Here is a 23,081-nt window from a genome sequence, read left to right as displayed (position 1 = left end):
ACGAGGCTATCGACCGCGTCTGACCTGTGTCAGGATGCGGCGGTATGAGCACCGGCCCGGACTGGACGATCCGCATCCCCGGCTCCGAGCCCGACCGGCTGACCGCGCACCAGCAGGCACTCCTGGGTCAGGTGGAGGCGGAACTGCCCGCGTCTCGCGGAGAGACGTACGACGTCTCGGAGCTCGAGGCTCGCGTCACGCCGATCGTCCGGGAACTCGTCCGGTCCGGACTCACGGCCGAGCGGATCGCCGACAACAGCCGGCTCCGCCCGGCCTTCGTGACGCGGATCGCCGGCGCCGATGCGTGAGACGATCCCGAAGTGAAGATCACCCAGGTCCGCAACGCCACTCTGCTGCTCGAGGTCGGCGGCATCCGCGTGCTCGTCGATCCCATGCTGGGGGCGAAGGGCTCGCAGCCCGGCTTCGCCAGCGCACGGCGCAACCCGCTGGTCGATCTCGTGGTCCCGCTCGCGGACCTGCTGGACCCCGACATCGTGGTGGTGACGCACACGCACACCGACCATTGGGATGCCGCGGCCGCCGCGCTCCTGCCGCGTGAGGTTCCCGTCCTGGTCCAGCACGCCGACGACGCCGCGGTGATCGCCGGCGCCGGCTTCACGCAGGTGATTGTCCTCGACGAGCCGACGACGCTGGCCGGCGTGACCTTCACGCGCACGGGCGGGCAGCACGGCTCCGACGCGACGCTCGCTGCGGCGCCGCGACTCGGCGAGGTCATGGGTGTGGTCATCGCACATTCCGCGGAGCCGACGCTGTACGTCGCCGGCGACACCGTCTACCACCCGGCCGTCGAGGCGGCGCTCGCCGCACACCGGCCGGACGTCGTCGTGCTGAACACGGGCGAAGCCGTGCTGCCCGGTCTCGACCCGATCCTCATGGGGGCCGAGGACGTCGTGCGCGTGCACGATCTCGCGCCCGATGCCCGCGTCATCGCCGTCCACATGGAGGCGCTCGATCACTGCACCGTGACCCGCGCCGATGTGCGCGCGACGGCGGCGACTCACGGGATCACCGCGGCTGTCCACGTGCCGGAGGACGGGGAGACGCTGATCGTCGCACGGCCCGACGCGGATCCCGTGAGAGCGGGCGAGTAATAGATTGCATATCGATTTGCGATCGATGAATCGCGCGGACCATACGTAACGAGGACGTGATCTCTCATGACGGCAGGTGCAGCACCCCGTTCGCCGGGGCCGTCACCGGAAGACGACGCATCCGAAGTCTCTCGCTCCGAGGCGTTGTTCCACGCATCCGACTATGCCGGAGCCTTCGACGTCCTCCACGCGCGGAACATCCCGGCCATGCCCATCCCGCTCCTCGACCGCGCCCTGCCCATCCTCTTGATGTCAGGTGATGCCACGCTGGGGGAGGAGTTCTCGGTCACCGTGCTCGACGACGTGGAACGTCAGACCGCGGATGCCGCCGCCCCCATCGCGAGCATCGTTCGCACCTACCGCTCCGAGGCGACCGCAGAGCCCCGACGACGAGCGGTTCTGGCGACCGCCGCGCTGGAGGGCTTGCCCGCGGAGGCTCCGATCGCGCGCCATCGTGCGCTTGCCGTGCTGCTCGCGGCGAAGGTCGACATCGGTGAAGGCCTCGACGGTCACCTCCTTGCCCAGATGGAGGAGGTGGAGCGCGAGATCGACCTGGTCGCGTCCGTCGACAGTGCCCTGGCGCAGCGAGGTTTCCTGGCCTACCAGGTGGGCCAGCTCGACGAATCGCGCACCGCCTTGAGGCTTCTCAAGCGGAAAGCACGGGCTGATCAGCAGCCCTTCATCGAGAGCGTCTTCGCGACCCACCTGGCGACCGTCGACGCGTACGCCGGGCGGCTGGCTGCTGCGGCGGCACTGCTCGATTCGTACCGCGGTGAGACGCCGGTGTCGCCGGCGGCTGCGCGAGCCTTGGGGCTCATCGCGCTTCGCGCGGCGGACGACGTCGCCTTCCAAGAGGTCCTCCTCCAGCCGACGCTGCAGGGATCCGCGATCCACGGCGCATTCACTCGGCGCGCTCTGACGGGGCTCGGCGCCGCCCGACGCGAAGAATGGCGGGAAGCGTACTCGCAGCTGTCTCGTGCGCAGATGCACGCCCGGTCGCTCGGCCTGGAGGAGCCTGGTCGGCGGATGTGGATCGACGTCGATCTCGCACGGGCGGCCATCGCGATCGGCCGGCCTGGAGAAGCCGCCCGGATCAGCGACAACCTGGAGCGGCTGTCGGCGGGAGCCCGTCCGATCCTGGACGGGATGGCGGGGCGTATCCGGGGGGTGATCGCGGGATCGGACGACCCTGCGGCATCCATCGCCATCTTGGAGGAGTCGGTCGCGGCGCTTGCCGGAGCCGGCTTTCCGGATCAACTGGCACTTTCTCTGCTCGAGCTCGGACGTGCCCTGACCCGTGCAGAACGGTACACGGACGCGCGGAAAGCGCTCGACCGTGCGCGGGTGCTGACGGGGCTGACCGGGGACCGCGCCATCGGACTGCTCGTCGACCGGGCTCTGAGGCTCACGTCATCCGACGCGCTCCTCGCCGCCCTGACCTCGCGCGAGCGGCAGATAGCTTTCGCAGCAGCCCGCGGCGCGACCAGCCGGGAGATCGCCGAAGCCGGCTTCACGAGTATCCGGACCGTGGAGACGCAGCTGTCTTCGGCCTATCGGAAACTCGGCATCACCTCCCGCGCGCAACTGACGGTGCTGCTCGCCGACCATCTTCGTGAGCGGGCGCACGATCCCGAGAGCTGACCGCGGACTTACGTAGGAGTACGTATTCCTGCTCATCCTGCCCGTTGGTGGGATGGAACAGTGATCCAACGCCACCTCAATCCCCGATCAGCGGGTGGATTCCTCATCGCCGCGGTCATCGCGACGGCGCTCCCGTTCGTGGCGCTCCCCGCCCACGCCGACCCGCTCACGGCATCCGTTCGCGTTCCGCAGGCGGACCAGCGCGAGGTGCGGTTCTACGTCGTCAAGGAGAGCTTCAACGGCGAGCCGGAGTTCCTCTTCGCGATCGCACAGCGCTACCTCGGGGACGGCAACCGGTTCGAGGAGATCTTCGAACTGAACAAGGGCCGACGGCAGCCGGACGGTTCGGCGCTCACCGTGCCTACGAGCCTGAACCCGGGGTGGATACTCCTTCTGCCCGACGATGCGCGCGGCCCGGGCGTCCAGGTCGGCCGACTCGCTTCAGGCGAGGAGGAACCGCGGTCGCAGCAGCGTCCCACGAGTCCGCAGCAGCAGAACCCTCGGAACTCCGAGCAGCCCCCGGCCCAACCCCGTCCCACCCAGGTCGCTCCCGACCGCCAGGTGCCCCCGCGGGGCGATGCCGCCGAGACGCCGGGAGGTTCCCGCGGGCTGCCGGTCGTCGGGGCGGTCTCGATCGCTGTCGCTTCGGCCGCAGCGATCGCGGCCGGGACGGTGTTCGGCATCCTCCGTTGGCGTCGCCGCGCGGCTCGGACGGCAGGCGGTGGAGCATACGTCCGGGACAGCTCGGCATCGTGGACGATCGACAGCGCTCTGCGGATCGCCGTCGCGGCCAGTCAGGCCGAGCAGATAGCGTTCCCCGGCGTGTACGTCGTCACCGTCGACGACACCTCGATCCACCTGCACCTCACGGCGCCGTCGACGCGGGCACCCGCGGGGTGGACATCGTCCCCGGACGGCCGAACCTGGTCAGCGGCGCTCGCGTACCTGCAGCGCCAGCCCGTTCCCGACACCAGCGACACCCGGTTCAGCGGCCTCGCAGCGCTCGGCGCGACGGAGTCCGGTCGGCTGCTGCTCGATTTCGCACAAGCTCGCGGCCCGGTGAGCGTCGAGGGTCCCGCCGATGCGGTGGATGACGTCGTGGACGCGTGGGTCGTGGAGCTCACGAGCAACCCCTGGTCGGCGTCGCCGCACGTCGCGCACATCACGACCCGCGGCGCCAACCGTGCGGCGGCGCTGGACGACTTCATCGCAGGCGCCGGCATGGACACCCACGAGCGCGGCGTCGCCGTCATCGACGAGATCGCGACGAGAGCCCAGGGGGATGCCCTGCGCGCCCTCTTCGCGAACCCCGATTTCCACTGGATCGTCCTCGTGAAGTCATCGTTCGCGGGTGCGTCCTGGCGATTCTCCGTCCGAGACGGCGTGCTCTCGAGCGACCTGCTCCCCGACGTCCGGTACACCGCTTCCTCCGAACGGACGAACGCGTAACGGCCGACACGCATCCGGACGCCCGTCCGGATGAACCTCACACAGAGAGAAGCAGCACATGGCGAACTTGAACGTCACCTACGGAGACATGCGGGATGCCGCGAGTCGTCTCTCCAGCGGTCAGCAGGAAATCAACGCGCAGCTGACACGCCTGAAATCACTCGTCGACAGCCTCGTGTCAGGCGGTTACGTCACCGACCAGTCGTCGATCGCGTTCGGGACGTCCTACCAGGAGTTCAACGACGGTGCCACGAAGACCATCGCCGGCCTCGAGGGCATGAGCACCTACCTGAACAAGGCCGCCGAGGCCCTGCAGCAGACGGACACCGACCTGGCCAACGCGCTCAAGCGCTGACCGTTCGGCGGGGCCCCGCGTCCGCGCGGGCCCCGTCCTCCCGCCCTCCTCATTCGAACATCGGATACTCCCCATGCGAGTCGTCGTCTCCTTCCGTGACGAAACCTCACGAACCCGTGACCTCTTCGTCGACGCAGACGCGGACACACCCGTCATCGACGTCCTGCGTCATGCGGGCGTGACCGTCGAGCCGGGCGGACGGGTCGTCGTCGGTGGTGACCCGATCGACCCCTCGCAGACACTCGCAGCCACCGGCATCCGTCAGGGCGCCGTCCTTTCGCTCGAGGCGCAGGGCGCCGTTGGCGCAGCAGCCGGGGCCGGTCTCGTCGACATCGGGGTATCGAGCGGGCCCGGGGCGGGTCATGTCGTCCGAGTTGGGCCGGGACTGCATTCCGTCGGCAGTGCTGCCTCGAACGATGCCGTCCTCGCGCCGCTTCCCTCACGTGCGCTGATCGTCGCGATCGACATCACGATGACCGTCCGCGTGCGAGTGACGAACCTGCTGATCCAGGCGAGCCTGGCGGGGCTGGATCTGACCGAGGAGTTCACGGTGTGGCCGCGCGGGGTCGACCTGCGCATCGGCGAGAGCCTCTTCCAGCAGCGGCCGGTGAGCGAAGCGGACGCAGTGCTCGAGCCCTCGGAGGATCGCAGCGTCCTCGAGTTCAACCGTCCCCCGCGGATCCGGAACGTCGCGGAGAGCGAGGTCTACCGCATCCCCGCGGCCCCCGCGTTCGAGGTGAGAAGCTCGCTCCCGTGGGTGGCCGCACTCTTGCCGCTGCTGGGCGGCGTCGTCACCGCGATCGTCTTCCAGTCCCTCGCCTTCCTCGCGCTGGCGTTGCTGTCACCGATCATGGTCATCGCCAATGCGGTGACGACGAAGCGGCAGGGGCGGCGTACCTACCGGGAGCGGGTCGCGGAGCACGCCGCCACTGTCGAACGCATCGAGGCGGACGTGCGCGCGCGTCACGCGCTCGAACGGGAGATGCGGCTGTCGTCAGCGCCGAGCGCGGCCGATCTGTGGACGGTCGCGACCACACCCGATTCCCGACTGTGGGAACGCCGGGCGACCGATGACGACCATCTGCTCATCCGGATCGGCACCGCTCACGTTCCGAGCGCGGTGGCCGTCGAGGATCTGCGAGAGGCGCTCGAGTATCGCCGTCGCACTCCGGCGCTTCTTCAGGATGTGCCGACGTCGGTGCCGTTGACCGAGGCCGGCGTCATGGGCGTCGCCGGTTCGCCTCACCGTGCCCGGGCTGCGGCGAGGTGGTTCATCGCACAACTGGCAGTGCTGCAGAGCCCGCGCGATGTGCAACTCGTTCTGTTGACGACCGGCGACACCGAGGAGGACTGGGCCTGGACGCGCTGGCTTCCGCACGTCGCACCGGCCCTCGGCCAGGATGCACGCACCCTCGTGGGCAATGATGCCGACACGCTCGGGCGTCGCGTCGCCGAACTCGCGCAACTGGTCGCGGACCGCGGTGCCCAGCTCTCGGCAGCCAACGGGAGGGGCCTGCGCTTCCCCCCTGATGTCGTCGTCGTGTGGGACGGGGCACGTCGGCTCCGCGCCTATCCGGGCGTCGCCGGCATCCTGCGAGACGGTCCCGCAGTAGGCGTCTACGCCATCTGCCTCGATGAGAACGAGCGCGCGCTGCCGGAGGAATGCACGTCCGTGGTCCTCCTCCGCGTCGGAGGGCAGGCTGTCGTGCGCCGGTCAGCTCATGAGGCCGTGCAGAACATCCGTCTGGACGAGGTCGATCCGGCGTGGTTCGAGCAGGTCGCCCGCTCACTCGCGCCACTGCGTGATTCCGGGGACGAGGAGGAAGACGCGATTCCCACGAGCGCGCGCCTGACCGAGGTGATGAGCCTGGAGCCGGTCAACGCGCGGACGATCATGACGCGGTGGGTGGGCGGTGCACGCAGCACCCGCGCCGTCGTCGGGGTCTCCCTCGACGGACCGTTCTCGATCGACCTCGTCACCGATGGCCCGCACGGGCTCGTCGCCGGCACGACCGGATCCGGCAAATCCGAACTGCTGCAGACCGTCGTCGCGAGCCTCGCGGTCAGCAACCGGCCCGACGCGATGAACTTCGTCCTCGTCGACTACAAGGGCGGTGCGGCCTTCAAGGACGCCGTCAGACTGCCGCACACCGTCGGAATGGTCACAGACCTCGACGCCCACCTCGTCGAGAGGGCGCTGACATCCCTCGGCGCCGAACTGACCCGCCGTGAGCACATCCTCGCCGCGGCGGGAGCGAAAGACATCGAAGACTACGTCTCCGCGCAGGCGCGCGGCGGTGCGGCGACGCACGCGCCGATGCCACGGCTGCTCATCGTGATCGATGAGTTCGCCTCCATGGCCCGAGAGCTCCCTGACTTCGTGTCGGGGCTCGTGAACATCGCGCAGCGCGGCCGATCCCTCGGCATCCACCTCATCCTCGCCACGCAACGCCCGTCGGGTGTCGTCTCGGCGGAGATACGGGCCAACACGAACCTGCGGATCTCGCTCCGAGTGACGGATGCCGCGGACAGCATCGACGTCATCGACGCGCCCGACGCAGCGCGAATCCCGGCGAGCGCTGCCGGACGAGCCTACGTGCGGCTGGGGCACTCCTCGCTCGTCCCGTTCCAGACGGCGCGGGTCGGCGGTCGGAGCCTCGTCGGCGGCGGATCGAAGGTCGTTCCCATCCCGTTCGTCGCAGACGTCGGTTGGCGGGACGCGGGTTACCCGTCGCCCGCTGCCCCGCGCACCGATGGTCACGAAGGCGAGACGACCGACCTCTCGCGGCTCGTCGACGCCGCGACGCAAGCCGCGGCCGGGCTCGATCTGCCACCGAACCATTCCCCGTGGCTGCCCTCCCTGCCAGAGACGGTACTTCTCGCGGACCTGGCGCACCCCGATGGGCGGTCGCGCGAGGCCGCAGCGGAGCCGAGCCCTCCGCGACCGTCCGAGGTCGCCTGGGCGCTCGGAGACTCCCCGACGACGCAGTCGCAGCCGCCGATCACGCTCTCGCTGAGCGAGTTCGGGCATCTCTTCATCGTCGGTACCGCGCGCTCGGGTCGCTCGCAGGCGCTGCGCACGATCGCTGGAGCGCTCGCCGACTCCGTCACCACTGCGGACCTGCACCTCTTCGGCGTGGACATGGGCAACGGTGCCCTGCTGCCGCTGACCCGACTGCCGCACACCGGCGCGATCGTGCAGCGCAGCGAACGCGAGCGGCTCGTGCGTCTTTTCGACCGCCTCCAGACGGAGCTGACGTCGCGCCAGGAGTCCTTCGGTCGACTCGGGGTCGCCGACATCAGCGAGCAGCGTTCCCGGGCGTCCACCGAAGAACGGCTGCCGCACATCATCGTGATGCTCGACCGATGGGAGAGCTTCACGAGCACCTTCGGCGACCTCGACGGCGGACTGCTCGTCGAACAGGTGATGGGTTTCCTGCGCGAAGGTGCGAGCGCCGGCATCCACCTCGTTCTCGCGGGTGACCGGTCGCTCCTGTCGGGGCGCATCAGTGTTCTGACCGAAGAGAAGTGGATGCTGCGCCTGAGCGATCGTGCCGATTACGGCATGGGCGGGCTCAACCCGCGAAAGCTCTCGCAGTCGGTACCCGACGGCCGCATGTTCCGCGCCGGAACCGGGCAGGAGGCGCAGGTCGCCCTCCTCGCCGCCGACCCGAGCGCGACCGCTCAGGCAGCGGCGCTCACTGAGATCGCGATGCGCGCCCGTGAGCGTGATCGCGACATCCCGCAACGTCGCCGGCCCTGGCGGATCGACGTCCTTCCGTCGATCGTGACGTGGGAGGATCTCGCCCAGTATCCGACGAATTCCGGGTCTCCCGCGCTCTGGGCGCTCCTGGGCGTCGGTGGCGACGAGCTCTCGTCCATCGGGGTCGATCTGGCGTCCGGACCGCCGACCTTCCTCGTTGCAGGTCCACCGCAGTCCGGCAGGAGCAACGTGTTGGGGGCGATGGCTCGTTCCCTCCTCGACGCAGGAACGGGCGTCGTCGTGATCGCGCCCCGCCGATCGCCCCTCCCCGAGCTCGTGGCGGGCCGTCCCGGCCTCCGCGCCGCGTTCACCGGTGTCGACGTCGCCGCAGAGGAGCTCGCCGAGGCGCTCGCCACGTCGGAGCCGATCGTCGTGGTGATCGACGACGGCGAGCTCGTGAGGGAGATGCCCGCAAAGGATGAGCTGCGCGAGTGGATCCGCGGTGCGTCGGGGGGCAATCGCGGCGTCATCCTGGGCGGCAGCGCTGCCGAGGTCGGCGGAGGCTTCACGGGGTGGCAGACCGACGTGCGCAACAACCAGCGCGGTGCGCTCCTCAGCCCGCGCAATCAGTTCGACGGCGACCTCATCGGGGTCCGGATCCCGCGATCGGCGACGACGGCTCCTGTCGTGCCCGGCCGCATCCTGGCCCATTTCGGCGACGGAACCATACACACTCTCCAAGCCCCGCGGCTGGTCGAGTGAGACAGCGAGAAGAAGGGATATCCCATGGCCGGTGATCTGATCGTCGACGCGACGCTCGATACGACCAACAGTGACCTCAAGGCGATCGCCCAAGAGTTCGACACCGCGGACAAGCGGTCGAAGGAGCTCGGCCCGATCTGGGGTCAGGCGGACATCACGAGTGCGATGAAGGAGTTCAACGACAACTGGTACGCCCATCGCGACAAGATCAAGAAGCGCCTCGGCAAACTGAGCGAGCGAGTCGACGCGGCCTGCAAAGCGTGGACCGACGCCGAGAAGCAGCTCGCCGACAGCATCCGAGTGGAGGAGGCCTCCGGTGCCTGAACGTCCGGGAAGATGGGATCTCCTCGAGCGGCCCTCCGACCCCGTGGTCGCGGACACGGCCGCGATCGACGAGCAGGTGCAGCACTTCCGCACACTCGCGGACGCGATGCGGATTCAAGGTGACCGGCTCGCTCGTATCGGGTCGGGTGAGTCGCTGCGTGGAGCGTATGCCGACGAACTGAGGTCGTCGGCGACCGAGGTGGCGAAGGACCTGCGACAGACCGTCGGCCGGTACGAGGCGGCGGCGGGTGCCCTCCGCGACTACCGCCCCGCCGTCGACGTCGCCCTCATAGGGTCGGCGGCGGCGCTCGACGAGGCGATGGATGCCGCAGGCGCGCAGGGGCGTGCTGAGGCGATGCCGATGGCGATCCCCGAGTCCGGAGCGTCGCTCACCCCCGAGCAGGAGCAGGCGAACGCGGACAAGACCGCGGCGACCGAGAACGCCGCGGCGAAACTGCGCGAGGCTCGCGCAAGACTGAACGCGGTTCTCGCGCAGTTGGATGACGCTGGGAGGGCTGCTGCGGCGACGATCCGGGGCGGTTTCAACGACGGGCTGAAGGATTCCGGGTGGGACCGTTTCAAGTTCCTCTTCGTCCAGATCCTCAAATTCATCGTCAAGTGGTTTTCCATCGTCGCGATGGCGCTCGCCGCCCTCGCCCTCTTCCTCCCCGGCGTGGGACCGATCATCGCCGCCGCGCTGATGACGGCGTCGCGTGTCTTCGACGCCATCGCCGTGGCGGCGGAGGTCCTTCTCGTGGGTCTGGGGGAGGGAGACCTCGAGGATCTCGGATGGGCGCTCCTCGGCCTCGTCACATTCGGCGCGGGCAAGGCCATCGGCAAAGCGCGAAAGGCAGCGTCGGACACGGGCGAACCGGGCAGTCGAACGCCGACGCCCGAGCCCGACGGCGCGCCGACGCCTCCGCCGCGGGCTGAGACTCCTGAGCCGGCGCCGCGGGCGGACACTCCGGAGCCGGCGCCGCGCCCCGACACGCCTCCGCGATCCGGCTCGTCGGCGTCCAACGCGGCCGAGACTCTCGATGCCGCACGGGCCTGGGGCGTCCCGCCCGGGTCGGTCCGCGTCGATCCGCCGGCGGATCTCGTCGAGCGGGGACTCGTGAAACCGGGCACGACGTCGTGGCAGTCGCCGTCAGGCGCCGTCTTCACGCGTCTCGAGAGCTGGCAGGGTTTCCGCGGCTCGGACGTCCCCGGTGCCGAGCGGACTCTGGAGAATGGCCCGCAGCGGATTCCGGGATGGAGTAACGGAAGCGATGATCCGAACTGGAAGGCGTTGTATGTCGCCGAGACGGAATCCGGCGCTGCCGGGTACGCGAAGCACGGTGAGATGGGCGAGGACGGGCTCCCCGGTCACGGCGACATCATCCGGTACGAGATCAATCGCGACTTCACGCTCGTGCAGCCGCCGAGGCAGATCGGTAAGGAGGATGACCCGTTCGCGGTAGTACCGGAGCTCGATCTGGACGGCGGGAGACCCTTCGTCGATGCGTTGGGTGACAAGGGCATCATCCTGCGCAACCCTCTCCCTCAGGGCAGCGGAGACACCTACGAATGGGCCGTTCCGTGGGACATCGCTTCGCAGGCCGACGTCAGGCGACACGGCAGATTCTGGGCTGACCCGAACGGGACGACGTACGAATGGACGCCGGCCGACGACTCGGGGAACGTCACGCAGCCCCCGCGCAGAGTCCCACCGCCGCGAGTATGGCGGGACCTGTGAGCGCCGTCGTGATCCCGGTCGAATGCTGGAGCGACCCTGCGCTCCCGCCGACCGGCGGTGCACCCTCGCCACGAGAGAGCGAAGGCATCGTCTGGCAGCTGTCTCATGTTCGTCTCGTACCCGATGTCGCCCGCCCACCTGAGAGGAGGGGCTGATGTCGATGCACGCCACGATGACGACGGTCTCGCTCGACCCCGTTCCCCAGGCATGGGACGTCGGAGAGAGGGTCGGCAGGTTCACACTGAGGCAGGCGGGCCGGGCGGAGGGCGTCCGTGCGGATCTCCGTGTCTTCCGTGCGCTCGGCTCCGACACCCGGTACCTCCTCGACCGCGTCGGGGCCGTCCCCGGCGGTCCGCTCGGGCGTGCGCGGATGCAGCAGCTCCCCGAGTCGCTCGCCGAAGGCGTCTCGCTCCTGTCTTTCGACGAAGCCTATGACGGACGCCTGTCGGCGAGGCTCGTGCTGCTCCGGCGGGCCTGGGACCTCGACATCATCCTCTCGGCCCGAGGCATCCCGTTGGAGGGCGTCGATGACGTCTACGACGCCGCGCTCGATCTGTGCGCCGTGCAGCCCATGAAAGGAACACCATGACTGGTTACGCGATCGTCGACATCCCCGGCTGGGAGAGCTTCTCCATGAACTCCGCGGACCGCGACGCGGTAGACGCAAGGTTGCAGGAACTCGCCCACGGTACCGTCCCCGAGGACGTGCCTCGCGATACCGCGACGCCCTTCCGCTCAGAGGTCTACCGACACCTCTCCCGTCTCATGGATCAGGCCCGGACGGCTGGGGCGGGACTGGTCTGCATCCCGACCGGGCGTTCCGGCGACACGGTGATTCCCGCGTCGTACACGGTGTCGGAGTGGACGGATCCGGATCACGAGACCGCCGACCCGGTCGCGATCCTTAAGGTCCTGGCGTCACAGTCGGCAGGTGAGGCGAGCATCGTCGATCTCGACGGGCAGCCCGGTCTGCGCGAGGAGGACATCGAGCCGGCGCGACCAGGCGAGGAGCCGCTCGCTCTGTACGCGGGGCGGAGGGTCACCTATACCGTGTCCAGCCCGGTCGACCCGCGGGCCTGGGTGGTCTTCGTTTTCGCCACCATCGGAAGCGGAGACCCCGCGGGGCCCCTGGCTGACATTCTCGTCGAGGTCTTCGACGCGCACCTGAGCACCCTGCGGTGGGACGATTAGCAGTTCTGGAACAGAACGGGCTCGACGAGCTCGCTGAGTGAGCCGGCGATCGGGATCCGGTCGCGCCTGCGGGTCGCGCCCCTCCGGGTGAGCGGCGCGGGATACGGTCGATGACGGCGGGCTGTCCCAGCTCCGTCCAGGCTATGCCCGACCGTCCCACCCGACGATGCTCCGGCTCCTGCCGCTGGCCGCGGATCCGTGGCCGGTTCGTTCGGTACTCGCGCGCCCTTCGTGCGGTCTTTCCTCGCTCGAAGGAGCAGCACCACCATGCCCTCGTTGACCCCGCCCCGCGCGACCTCCGACACCGCGACCGCGAAGACGGGACGTCGCAGGAAGCTCTGGTGGACGGCCCTCGTCCTGGCGTTGATCATCGGGATCATCGTCCTCTCCCCGATCATCTGCACACTCGCCGTGGCCGTCGCGATCACCGCGGGGGTCTCCCTCGGCAAGAAGACTCCGACGTTCCTGCGGTTCACGAGCGCGGCGACGGCCACGCGCGCGCTGATCATCTCCGTCGTCGTCGCGCTGCTCTCGGCAGGAATTGCCAACCTCGTCCTGCCGCGGTCGGGCACGACCGTGGATGAGGCGCCCGTCGCTTTCGCGCCCACATCCCCGGCCGTCGACGACGCAGTCGTCGTCGACGCAGAACAGCAGGCGTCCCCGACGCCGACGCAGACCGTCGTGCCCGAGGCGGGGACCGCCCTGGCGGCCCTCGCGACCCTCGAGGTGAAGGGTCGCGCGCCGAAGACCGGCTACGACCGCGACGAGTTCGGCCAGCGCTGGAGGGACATCGACCGAAACGGCTGCGGGCAGCGCGACGACGTCCTCGCCCGCGACCTCACCGCCGTGCAGAGGAACGGTTGCGTCGTGACCTCCGGCATCCTGAACGATCCGTTCACCGGAGAGCGCATCGCGTTCGTGCGCGGCCAGGACACCTCCGCCCTCGTGCAGATCGATCACGTCGTGCCGTTGTCGGATGCCTGGCAGAAGGGCGCGCAGCAGCTCACCGCGCACCAGCGCGAGACCCTGGGGAACGACCCGCTCAACCTTCTCGCCGTCGACGGTGCCGCGAACGCGCAGAAGAGCGACAGCGACGCCGCGACGTGGCTGCCGAAGAACAAGGAGTTCCGTTGCGCGTACGTCGCGCGGCAGGTCTCGGTGAAGGTCGCGTACGGGCTGTGGGTCACGCAGGCGGAGCGCGACGCCGTCGAGCGCATCCTGACCGAGTGCCCGGGCGAGCCTCTGCTGACCTCCGACTACGCCGCGGGGGCCATGGCGATCGCGGAAGAGCCTGCGGCGAAGCCCCGTCCGAGCGCCGCGCCGGCGCCGAAGCCGCAGCCTCAGCCGACCCAGGAGTCGAAGCCCGCACCGGCACCCGCTCCCGCGAAGCCCGCGCCCGCGAAGCCCGCGGATGTGTACTACAAGAACTGCACCGCGGCCCGCGACGCTGGAGCAGCTCCCGTGCGGGTGGGTGACCCCGGGTACGCGACGCACCTCGACCGGGACGGCGACGGCGTCGGCTGCGAGTAGCGACGGTCGACAGACGCGTCGGTGGCGGCCACACTGGTCGCATGGATCCCCTGACGAGCGCCGTGCTCTTCGTCGCCGTGTTCGCCGCCGGCTCGTACGTCCTCTATTGGGTCGTCCGCAAGGCCGTCGCGCACGGCATCCAGGAGGCGCGTCTGGCGGCGGAGAGCCAGCGAGTCGACGCGGGCTGAGCGACTGACGCGCGGCGAGCCGGGAAAAGGCGAAACCCCCGCGAATAGAAGCTTCGCGAGGGTTCCTAGAACCGTTGTAACGACGGTTCGTGTGGCTCCGACGGGCGTCGATCCCGTGACCTCACGATTTTCAGTTGTGTGACACGGGTTTACGGGTGTCAGTTGATGCTCGATTACCGCATGATTCCGCGGAAGTCGTGCCCGTTGGTGATGGCTGGTTGTCGATGGTTTCAACCGAGTTCCCGGCCCAGCACCGGCCCGGAACCCTGTGCCGATTAGGTGCTGTGCCGACGGTTCAGCGTAGGGCGCGTCCAGTCGACGTCTTGGACGACCCTAGATGACGCAGCCAGTTGAGTTCCCGGCGCGCGTCTAAGCACTCGTGGGTTCTGGCCGACGAGTAGCTAGTCTCGTCCCAAGGGCGTAGAGGCCCGGGCTGCTCAGGGGTGGCCGCAGGTTGCTTGATAGGGGGCGCATTGGACGAGTTGGCTGCGCCCGACGTGCTCTTTCGACGATTTCTCGATGACAGTAAGACCCTTGCTGGCGCCCGCGAGCGTTTTCAGTTGCTGGTTACCGACCTCGTCTCGGTCCAGGTACCCGCTGCGTCTGAAGTCGCTGCGCCATCCGGGAGCGACTGGGGGATTGACACCTACGTGGGCGCGCTCAACGGACACATGGTCGTCTGGCAGTCGAAGTTCTTCCTCGATTGGGGTGAAACGCAGCGAGGGCAAATTCGAGCTTCCTTCAATGAGGTCATGAAGAAGGCGGCAGAAAACTCGTTCACCGTCGCGGCGTGGACCCTATGCGTCCCCTCGGTGTTACCGCCCGACGAACAAAAGTGGTTCGACACGTGGGCGGCGGGAAAGCGCCGCAAACACGAGGGGATTGTCATCGAGCTCAAGAACGGTGGGCGCCTGCGGCGTGAACTTATGCGACCCGACGCGTCCTGGGTTCGCGAACAGTACTTCCCGAAGATCATCGCACCGGGTGATCCCATCGAGGTGAAGGTCGCGAGTGATCTGAGTGCACTCGAGGGAGCGCTGTTCGTCCGGCAGCTCAACCTCGCTGGTCATCTCGAAACGGACGCGGCGAAAGGCTACTTTTTCGCAGCGGAGGCGATGGCTAGAGACGTGGCTGCGCGTGCTGTTCCCGGCGAGGTGAGCGCGCTGAAAGAGATCGAACTTGACATCCACGGTGAGTGGGAGTCAGCGTTCAACCTCGCCAGCGCGTCAGCCGACGAAGGTGGCCAGATGACCGGGTTGGTCGACGCCGTCGTGGCAGCTGCTGGCGCCCTGCCGCCAACAGGAAAACTCCCGCTTCGCCCGGCTCACAGGCGTGGCATAGCGCACCGATTGGTAGAGCACGTTCGTGCCGGCTGGGTGCTGCATTGGCGTCAAGTCGCGAAAGACCACGCTGGACCCTCTGGCCCTGAGATCGTGGCGGAGGTGATTCGGCGTGGAGAGTCTTGAAGTTCCGCTCATCCCTACCCACGATCTAGACGGTCAGGTGTCGTTCCGTGCTGCCCAACTGCTTTTGGGCTTCTCGGTTGCTTCACAGTTGTCTGTTCAAATGCCTACGACTGATCGGGTGGCGACCTACGACTTCTTCACCGCGAATCCGTTCGCGGTCCTATCCGGAGACGATGTCGGCGACCAGCGCGATGCGTTGAGGCTCGAGCTCGTTGGTTATACGCGCGGCCAACTCTCCTACGCGTCGCTGGGGCATCGTTTTGTTAGCCGTCGGGAACGAATTCGAGCAGATTTGGCCTTTTTGGTAGCTCGCGGACTCATCGCCATTGGCGAGGAAGCGTTCGTGATCACCGACGCTGGCGAAGGCATCGCTCGGCAGCTCGAAACGGCCTACGCGGATGCGCACCGGTTAGCGGCGGAAATCGTCCTCATTCGTCTAAACAAGCTGTCGGACCGAGCCCTGCGTGAAGCCAGTGCGCGCTGGGCGGGAACCCATTGGCTGATGCTCGATCTATTCGACGACGTTGTCCGTCCCGAAGTTGGAGATTCATGATTGACGAGAGCCTCACCGGTCTGCGAATCCGCCGACTGCGGCTGTTTGGAACCATCTCCAACCCCCGAACCTATGAGGTCAGCTTTCTGGCGGACGACCTAGTTCGGCCAATCGGGATCGTTGCTGGAGCGTCTCAGACCGGCAAGACGAGTGTTATCGAGTACGTGATGTATCTCTTGGGGGGCGACGACTTCCCAGACCACGAAGAGATGCGGGACAACGTCACTAGCGCGGTCCTGGAGGTCTCCCTCAACGGCGAGATATATACGATTCAGAGAACGACAGTAGGCACACCGTCCAAGTTTGCGTCGATATGGAACGCGCCGATTGAGTTGATTGGTGACGCGCTTGAAGCGCGTTACCAGCTCGACAAGCCTGGTGCAGAAGACTCACTTTCTTACTTTCTGATGGACGCTCTTGGACTAGCCGGCGCTCGACTCAACACGAGTGCCGGCAATCCAAACGCAGATTCCCATGCGTTCAGCTTTAAGGATCTAACCCGGCTGATCTTCTATAAGAATTCGCGACTGGACAGTCAGAACCTCTTGGTTGAGAACGGGAATCCCGTTGTCGCGTACAAACTCCAGCAGACCATCGACTTCGCTTTCCAGGTGTCGGATGAAGAACTGGGCTTGGCGACCCAGCGTCTTCGACGCGCGGAGGAGGCGCTGCGCGAGGCCGAGTCGACCGTTCGGGCGCTGACGGCGGTCGTCGACAAGGAATACCCTCTAGGCCCCACCGGAGCGTCGATCGTTTTGGAAGATGCCTCGGTCAAGCGTGAGGCGCTCAGAGCCGAGGTAGCTCGGACCGACCGGATCGAATCGGCTGCTCAGAATGGTTTGTCAGATCTTCGCAATCGACTCACTCGTCAACAGAAGATCGAGTCCGAGGCCTGGGAGCGAGTTCGCTCCAGGGAGAGCCTCATCGACCGCCTACGCGCGCTCGCCCTGCAGTATGCGGACGACAAGCGAAAACTGACATTCCTCACTGAGGCAGAGAAGGTGTTCGACCCTTTGCGGATAGAGGTCTGCCCAGCTTGTCTGGCCACGCTAGGCCGCGATGTGAGCCTCGATCACGGGCACTGCTCCCTTTGTGGGTCCGAGGATCGATCCGTCGTAGCGTCGGGGTCCATATTGTCGCGACGAGAGCTTCGTTCAACTACCCAGCGACTCGACGAGTTGACGGAGTACCTTGGTCGGCTCGAGTCGGAGCTGAGGGTGTTCGAATCGCGGGCGGCGTCGGAGCAGGCGGCGGTTCAGGAGCTTGCCTCCGAGCTCAACCACGCAGCCGAACTTCCGGCCCCGTTCTTGGCGGCGCGTGATCAACTCATGCGTGATCTCAACGCAGCGGAATCTGAGGTTGCTCGGGCTGAGGTCGGAGTTCGTTTCTGGGGTCGAGTCGAAGAGGCAGAGAGGCAGCGGGATGCGCGGCAGGGCACCGTCACGCGTCTCCGACGTGAGCAGAGAGAACTCAGCACGAGGCCCGATCGAGCGGAAGTGAAGACGGCGCTCTCGAAGCGTTTCGCAAACATCCTGACGGACTTTGGCTACCCCAAGCTCAAGGGGGACGCGTGGCTTGACGACAGGCTGATCCCGCATGTCCGCGGCGCGGTCTACACGAAAGCGAGTAGCGGCGGACTTGTGCTCATCAGTCTTGCCTGGGCCATGGCCCTCTGGGAGATCAGTTGGGAAAGGCGGGCCCTACTCCCAGGACTCTTGGTTGTCGATAGCCCACAGAAGAATCTCGGCCACCGAGCGGGTCCTGAAGACGCTGATTTCGCTGACGCCAAGCTCGTAGACAACGTCTATAGACACGTGGAGTCGTGGCTTGCTGGTGCCGGAAGCGGAGCTCAGGCCGTCTTCGTAGACAATTCACCGCCTCCCGAGCTAGCCAGCAGCATTGTCATCCGATTTTCGGGGAATCGCGCTGTTCCGCCGTTCGGGTTAATCGACGACGCGATCGAGTGATGAAGCGTCGCTCGCTGGTGTGGGGGCGGCGCGCGAGGAGCGCCCGGACCGCAGCGGAGCGAGGACCGGACGCACCGCAGTGCGCCGGCCACGCGCCGGTGCCGGCCGGAGGCCGGCCTTGAACGAGTAAAGAAAGTTCTCACAGTTCGCCTACCTCACGCCTGAGTGAGGCGTCGTTCGTCACATCGACCTTCGGGTGAGCGGGGCGACTGAGGCCGACGATCACGCCGATCTCCTCACTGACGCGAGATTGAAGCCCGCGGGGACGACGTTAAAAGAACGGACCAATGCTCGGCCCACCCCTGTGATCAGCTTGTTAGTTGTACACCAAGCCATCCAGCGAGTTCCCGACGAGCTTCTAAAGCATCCTCTATCAAGTGATTCTGCTCGGCAAGGCGGAAGATCCGAGCGAAGACAATGGCGCGGACCTCGGCATCGCTGATATCACTGGAGACCCGCCCCGCTCTGTTCAGCGCTTGTAGAACGTAAACCGCGTGGGGCCGCACGACTAGCCGATCACGAGACTCGGCATCGGCTCTCGCCTTGCGGGCAAGGGCCTCTATCTGAGATATCGTCGCGCTCCCCGTTAGGGCACGCGCATCCGAGTCGCGCAATGCGTTTGTCACCGCAACTATGACGTCGTTCAGCCTCTGTGTTCCAACCAGGGGAACCGCCTTGTCGTAAGTCCGCAATGCACGGACAAGGTCGGGTATCGACCCCTCTCCGGTGTTTTCCGTCGTCCAGTCATCGGGTATCGGCGTGTTAGGGGGGTGGATGTAGCCGGGTGCGGGACCAGAAAGCGCCGCTTCCGGAACCGCTATCTGGACGAGCTTCTTGAATCCGCCAAACTTGGCCCACGTGCGCGTTATCTCGGCTCCGAAGATTGTGTTGAGATCCTGTGCGACTACTGCGAGTGCGGTCGGCTTAGCGAGTGCGCCCACTAAGCGTTGGGTCTCGGACAAGACGGCGGACTCAATCGGATCGCTTTCAGGTGGTTCGTCGCTGCTCCGTTCGTCTTCATTGACTGGGTGGCTCGCTGGCGTGAGCGGGCTTGCAGTTGCGATGACGAGTTCTGCTGAGCCGTCGCCAATGTGCGCTCCCTCGACTCCGTCATTCTTGCCATCCGACGACAGCACCGAGCGCTGGGTCTCGATGTCGAGTCCCGTGCGTAGATCCTGAGCAATGTTGTCGACCGCGGCGAGCAGCTCCGCCATCCGGAGCGACATTCCGACTATCCAGTCCGGCACCGTTGATCCCGGCTTGTACGTGTCCTCATGGGTGAGCTCGCCCCAACCGTCCTGCAGAAGGGTGCGTGCCTGAACCTCGACGCGTACGCGTCGGTGACCCGTCATCTGTGGAACCGGTACGACGAGATTGACGTGGTACGCACGATAGCCCGAAGGCTTCGGGTCGCTGAAGTAGTCGCGGTGAGAATCCGGTTCAACCGTGAGCCCGGCCGAGGAGCCGTCCTCGAGCGGCAGCTCGCCCAATATCTCTTGCAAAGTGTTGATGTCGGAGAGGTTGTTGCAGACCAGTCGCATGCCGACCAGATCGTCCAGAACGTCAGGCGTCTGGGCGTAGTTCCTTAGACGTGAGCGGTACTTGTCGTTGCTCAGCTTCGCGAAGGATCGTTGCGCGCTCTTAACTCGGCTTGCTGATATTCGAAACCTACCGCGATCGACACTGTCCACGCGCGCATCGAGCAGCTCGCCCATCAACCTCAGCGCCGTCGCGAGCGCGGGTGCAAGGAAGCTCTTCCGCGCTCCGGTGTACCAGGCCACGTAATCGTCGTACTTGAGCTCCCACTCGTCCGTCACAGTGCCCCCCAGGCTCCATCAGATCCTAGAGCCGGGCTCGGCCAACGCGCCACCAGATTTAGAGGCAACCATCGCGTTGTCCCAATCACCGATTAGGGCTGAAGGGCTGGTCTCCTATGCGTCGCCGCCCCTTTCCGAACTCTCGCTTGAGCCCGAGGCTCTGTCGATCTAGCGTCCGCTTCAAAATCGTTCTCAGCTCATCGAGCGTTGGTCGAGAGTTTGCTCACGCAAACCCAGCCGGGCTCAACCCCAACGCGGGGTGGTCTCAGTTTCGAGGCCGCCAATCGACGTCGCGCGGTAGCTGCTGCTTGCTCGGGCTCGGGGTGGCCTTGAACCGGCCCCAGACCGGCTCAACCACTGCCAGAGTCATGGCGCACAGCGTCCGATCGGAGCGTTTCGTCTTCAATTCGCTCGCCGGACACACGCGGTTCTGCTCGCCCGGGGTGGCGCGGAAAGCCGCGTCTCACCCGGGGAAAGGCGAAACCCCCGCGAATAGAAGCTTCGCGAGGGTTCCTAGAACCGTTGTAACGACGGTTCGTGTGGCTCCGACGGGCGTCGATCCCGTGACCTCACGATTTTCAGTCGTGCGCTCTACCAACTGAGCTACAGAGCCGCATGGCATCAGAAGTGCCATGTCCTAGACGAAAGGCCCGTGAATTCAACAGAAGCTGAAGACAAGGGCCTGTCGCTCGGAGCGACCCTGACGGGACTTGAACCCGCGACCTCCGCCGTGACAGGGCGGCACGCTAACCAACTGCGCTACAGGGCCATACTTATTAAGTTGTGGGAGTGACCCCAACGGGATTCGAACCCGTGCTACCGCCGTGAAAGGGCGGCGTCCTAGGCCGCTAAACGATGGGGCCGAGCGACCCCGGGGGGATCACGCTTACCGAGGGTCAAGCATATGCGATCCCTGGCGAATGTGCGAATCGAGGGCGCGCCGACCCCTCCGACCCTCGGAACGGGGGCAGGATGGCCGTGCCTCCCACAAGCTCTTCTGTGACGAATGTGACCAGTGTTGCTACTGTGATGGGCGGATCAGCACGCCGTCTGGCCGAGGGAAGGGTGTGTGCAGTGACCGACCTACCCGAAGCGATCGACGTCGACTGCGGCTGCGCGCCCACCGCCGACGAGATGCGATCGATCTCGTCACGCATCAGCCGTCGCAACGTCCTCGGGCTCGGAGCGCTCGGCGTGGCCGCAGCATCCACCGGCATCGGCTTCGCCCTGCCCGCGTTCGCCGCGACCTCGTATCCCAGCTGGGACGACGTCGAGAAGGCCCGCAAGAACGAGTCCGCCAAGGGCTCCGAGATCACCCGCATCCAGAACCTCATCTCGTCGCTCGAGAACGACGTCGTCGCCAAGCAGGCCGAGGCCGAGCGACTCGGCGTCGAGTATCAGGACGCCCTCATCGCCTACGAGGACGCGGCCGCGCTCGCGGATCAGCGCCAGGCGCAGGCCGACGCCGAAGAGGAGCGGGCGAAGGAAGCCGCTTCGAAGCTGGGAGTGCTCGCCGCGCAGCAGTACCGCTCGGGCAAGGGCGACGCGACCCTCGACCTGTTCTTCTCCGACTCGTCCGCGACCGCCGATGACCTGCTCGGCCGCCTCGGCACGATGGACCGCCTCGTCGAGGCCAACCGAGACGTCTACGCCGAGGCGATCGGTGCGCGCGACAGCGCCAAGAACCTCGCCGCGCAGGCGCAGGTCGCCCGCGACGAACGCGACAAGCGCAAGGCCGAAGCCGAGCAGAAGATGCAGGCCGCGCAGGATGCCGCCGAAGCCGCCCAGGCCGCGCTCGCTGCGCAGAACGAGCACCGCGAGGTCCTCGAAGCACAGCTCCAGGCGCTGCAGGACACGACCGCGAAGACCGTCGCCGGCTACAAGGCCGGGGTCGAGGCGGAGCGCAAGCGTCGCGAGGAAGCCGCTCGCAAAGCTCGGGCCGAAGCCCTCCGCCGGGCCAAGCTCGCCGAAGAGCGCCGGCTCGCCGAAGAGAAGCGCCGACGCGAAGACGAGGCCAAGAACAACAGCGGCGGGGGCTCGTCCGGCGGCGGCGGTGGCTCGTCCGGCGGCGGCGGTGGGTCCTCCGGCGGCGGCGGATCGTCCGGCGGCGGCGGTGGCAGCACCGGCGGCTCCGTTCAGCCCTCGGGCTGGGTGCGCCCCGCCCATGGCTACATCAGCTCATGGTTCGGCGTCCGCGGCAGCATCTGCACCCCGAGCGGGTGCACCGCCAGCGGTCACCGCGGAATCGACTTCGCCAGCTCGTGCGGCTCGCCCATCTACGCCGCTGCTTCGGGCACCGTCGTCTTCGCCGGCTACAGCGGCGACTGGGGCAACTTCGTGAAGGTCCGGCACCGGGACGGCACCATCACCGGCTACGCCCACATCATCGACGGCGGCTACGCGGTGAGCATCGGCGACTACGTCCGCGCCGGCCAGACCATCGCCTACATCGGCAGCACCGGGGCATCCACCGGCTGCCACCTGCACTTCGAGGTCTATCGCGGCGGCATCCGCGTCGACCCGGCACCCTTCCTGCGGGCCCGCGGCATCAGCGTCTGACGCTCAGCGTCCCGAAACGACGAAGGTCGGATGCCGCGCGGCATCCGACCTTCTCGTTATGAGCCTCAGAGGCTGTTGGGCGCTTCGCCCTCACCCTGCGTGCGGGTCTCGCCCTCGTGCTCGTCGAAGCGCGTGAAAGCCTCGGACACGAGGCGCTCGGCCTCGGCGGCGCCCGCCCACTCGTCGACCTTGACCCACTTGCCGGGCTCGAGGTCCTTGTAACGCTCGAAGAAGTGGCCGATCTCGCCCTTGGTCCACTCGTCGATGTCGTCGACGTCCTGGATGTGCGCCCAGCGCGGGTCCTTCGCGAGGACAGCCACGACCTTGTCGTCGCCGCCGGCCTCGTCGCTCATCTTGAGGACGGCGACGGGACGGACCTTGGCGAGCACGCCCGGGTAGATCTCGCGGTCGAGGAGGACGAGCACGTCGAGCGGGTCGCCGTCCTCGCCGAGCGTGTTCTCGAAGAAGCCGTAGTTCGCGGGGTACCCCATGGGGGTGAACAGAACGCGGTCGAGGAAGACGCGGCCCGTGCCGTGGTCGACCTCGTACTTCACGCGGCTGCCGCGCGGGATCTCGATGACGGCGTCGTACGCGCCCATACCTGTGCTCCTTTGAAAGTCCGGTGGGATGCGGGCATAAGCCTACTTGCGCGGGTGGGTGAGCCGAACTCAGTCTCCGCGGCTGCCACTCGCGGGCAACGACCCGAGAAGACGCGGCCCCCCCCGCCCC

General features: G+C 67.1%; 18 protein-coding genes and 3 tRNA genes. 16 read left to right on the top strand and 5 right to left on the bottom strand.

Annotation, left to right across the window (positions count from 1 at the left end):
* Window positions 1–44 precede the first annotated feature (44 nt).
* The 15 genes from BBA86_RS11925 to BBA86_RS11860 all read left to right on the top strand — a co-directional run bounded on the left by BBA86_RS11925 (window position 45) and on the right by BBA86_RS11860 (window position 17,976).
* Window positions 45–308, top strand: coding sequence for a hypothetical protein (locus BBA86_RS11925; protein WP_065571762.1), 264 nt, complete (start codon window positions 45–47; stop codon window positions 306–308).
* Between the two features lie 12 nt (window positions 309–320).
* Window positions 321–1,112 carry an MBL fold metallo-hydrolase gene (locus BBA86_RS11920; protein ID WP_065571761.1) on the top strand — a complete coding sequence of 264 codons (792 nt, stop codon included), beginning with the start codon at window positions 321–323 and terminating at the stop codon, window positions 1,110–1,112.
* Window positions 1,113–1,319: 207 nt separating this feature from the next.
* A complete protein-coding gene (locus tag BBA86_RS11915; RefSeq protein WP_189318461.1) occupies window positions 1,320–2,753 on the top strand; it encodes a helix-turn-helix transcriptional regulator in 1,434 nt (477 codons plus the stop codon).
* A 60-nt stretch (window positions 2,754–2,813) separates the two neighbouring features.
* On the top strand, window positions 2,814–4,202 hold the full coding sequence (locus BBA86_RS11910; protein ID WP_065571759.1) for a hypothetical protein: 1,389 nt from the start codon (window positions 2,814–2,816) through the stop codon (window positions 4,200–4,202).
* Between the two features lie 58 nt (window positions 4,203–4,260).
* Window positions 4,261–4,557 (top strand): WXG100 family type VII secretion target, encoded by a 297-nt coding sequence (locus BBA86_RS11905; protein WP_065571758.1) that lies wholly within the window; start codon window positions 4,261–4,263, stop codon window positions 4,555–4,557.
* Window positions 4,558–4,630: 73 nt separating this feature from the next.
* On the top strand, window positions 4,631–9,022 hold the full coding sequence (locus BBA86_RS11900) for an FtsK/SpoIIIE domain-containing protein (protein ID WP_065571757.1): 4,392 nt from the start codon (window positions 4,631–4,633) through the stop codon (window positions 9,020–9,022).
* 24 nt (window positions 9,023–9,046) lie between these two features.
* Entirely contained in the window at window positions 9,047–9,346 is a 300-nt protein-coding gene (locus BBA86_RS11895; protein ID WP_065571756.1) for a hypothetical protein, read from the top strand.
* Window positions 9,339–11,081 carry a hypothetical protein gene (locus tag BBA86_RS11890; RefSeq protein WP_141677869.1) on the top strand — a complete coding sequence of 581 codons (1,743 nt, stop codon included), beginning with the start codon at window positions 9,339–9,341 and terminating at the stop codon, window positions 11,079–11,081. The genes BBA86_RS11895 and BBA86_RS11890 overlap by 8 nt, the downstream gene beginning before the upstream one ends.
* A 154-nt stretch (window positions 11,082–11,235) precedes the next feature.
* A complete protein-coding gene (locus BBA86_RS11885; RefSeq protein ID WP_065571754.1) occupies window positions 11,236–11,670 on the top strand; it encodes a hypothetical protein in 435 nt (144 codons plus the stop codon).
* Complete coding sequence (locus tag BBA86_RS11880) at window positions 11,667–12,272, top strand: hypothetical protein (RefSeq protein WP_065571753.1); 606 nt, start codon at window positions 11,667–11,669, stop codon at window positions 12,270–12,272. Before BBA86_RS11885 ends, BBA86_RS11880 begins: the two co-directional genes overlap by 4 nt.
* Before the next feature lie 267 nt (window positions 12,273–12,539).
* Complete coding sequence (locus tag BBA86_RS11875; protein ID WP_065571752.1) at window positions 12,540–13,802, top strand: DUF1524 domain-containing protein; 1,263 nt, start codon at window positions 12,540–12,542, stop codon at window positions 13,800–13,802.
* 41 nt (window positions 13,803–13,843) lie between these two features.
* Window positions 13,844–13,990 (top strand): hypothetical protein, encoded by a 147-nt coding sequence (locus BBA86_RS14610; protein WP_189318460.1) that lies wholly within the window; start codon window positions 13,844–13,846, stop codon window positions 13,988–13,990.
* Between the two features lie 473 nt (window positions 13,991–14,463).
* Complete coding sequence (locus BBA86_RS11870) at window positions 14,464–15,456, top strand: hypothetical protein (RefSeq protein ID WP_065571751.1); 993 nt, start codon at window positions 14,464–14,466, stop codon at window positions 15,454–15,456.
* Between the two features lie 118 nt (window positions 15,457–15,574).
* Window positions 15,575–16,009, top strand: coding sequence for a hypothetical protein (locus BBA86_RS11865; protein WP_065571750.1), 435 nt, complete (start codon window positions 15,575–15,577; stop codon window positions 16,007–16,009).
* The gene (locus BBA86_RS11860; RefSeq protein WP_065571749.1) at window positions 16,006–17,976 is read left to right on the top strand and encodes a hypothetical protein; all 1,971 of its coding nucleotides are present in this window, start codon (window positions 16,006–16,008) and stop codon (window positions 17,974–17,976) included. Before BBA86_RS11865 ends, BBA86_RS11860 begins: the two co-directional genes overlap by 4 nt.
* A gap of 308 nt (window positions 17,977–18,284) precedes the next feature.
* Here the strand turns inward: BBA86_RS11860 and BBA86_RS11855 are convergent, their stop codons facing one another.
* From BBA86_RS11855 to BBA86_RS11840, 4 genes are all read right to left on the bottom strand, one after another.
* On the bottom strand, window positions 18,285–19,793 hold the full coding sequence (locus BBA86_RS11855) for a GTP pyrophosphokinase family protein (protein WP_065571748.1): 1,509 nt from the start codon (window positions 19,791–19,793) through the stop codon (window positions 18,285–18,287).
* A gap of 540 nt (window positions 19,794–20,333) precedes the next feature.
* A tRNA-Phe gene (locus BBA86_RS11850) sits at window positions 20,334–20,406 on the bottom strand.
* 82 nt (window positions 20,407–20,488) lie between these two features.
* Window positions 20,489–20,562, bottom strand: a tRNA-Asp gene (locus BBA86_RS11845).
* A 21-nt stretch (window positions 20,563–20,583) separates the two neighbouring features.
* Window positions 20,584–20,656 (bottom strand) — tRNA-Glu (locus BBA86_RS11840).
* Window positions 20,657–20,867: 211 nt separating this feature from the next.
* Here BBA86_RS11840 and BBA86_RS11835 point away from each other — a divergent pair.
* Complete coding sequence (locus tag BBA86_RS11835; protein WP_065571747.1) at window positions 20,868–22,352, top strand: M23 family metallopeptidase; 1,485 nt, start codon at window positions 20,868–20,870, stop codon at window positions 22,350–22,352.
* A 65-nt stretch (window positions 22,353–22,417) separates the two neighbouring features.
* On the opposite strand, the gene BBA86_RS11830 is transcribed toward BBA86_RS11835, so the two are convergent.
* Window positions 22,418–22,951, bottom strand: coding sequence for an inorganic diphosphatase (locus BBA86_RS11830; RefSeq protein WP_018185764.1), 534 nt, complete (start codon window positions 22,949–22,951; stop codon window positions 22,418–22,420).
* Window positions 22,952–23,081 lie beyond the last annotated feature (130 nt).

It is taken from the genome of Microbacterium oleivorans (genome assembly GCF_001691565.1).
Taxonomy (GTDB): domain Bacteria; phylum Actinomycetota; class Actinomycetes; order Actinomycetales; family Microbacteriaceae; genus Microbacterium; species Microbacterium oleivorans_B.
This window is presented reverse-complemented; position numbering and strand designations above follow the sequence as displayed.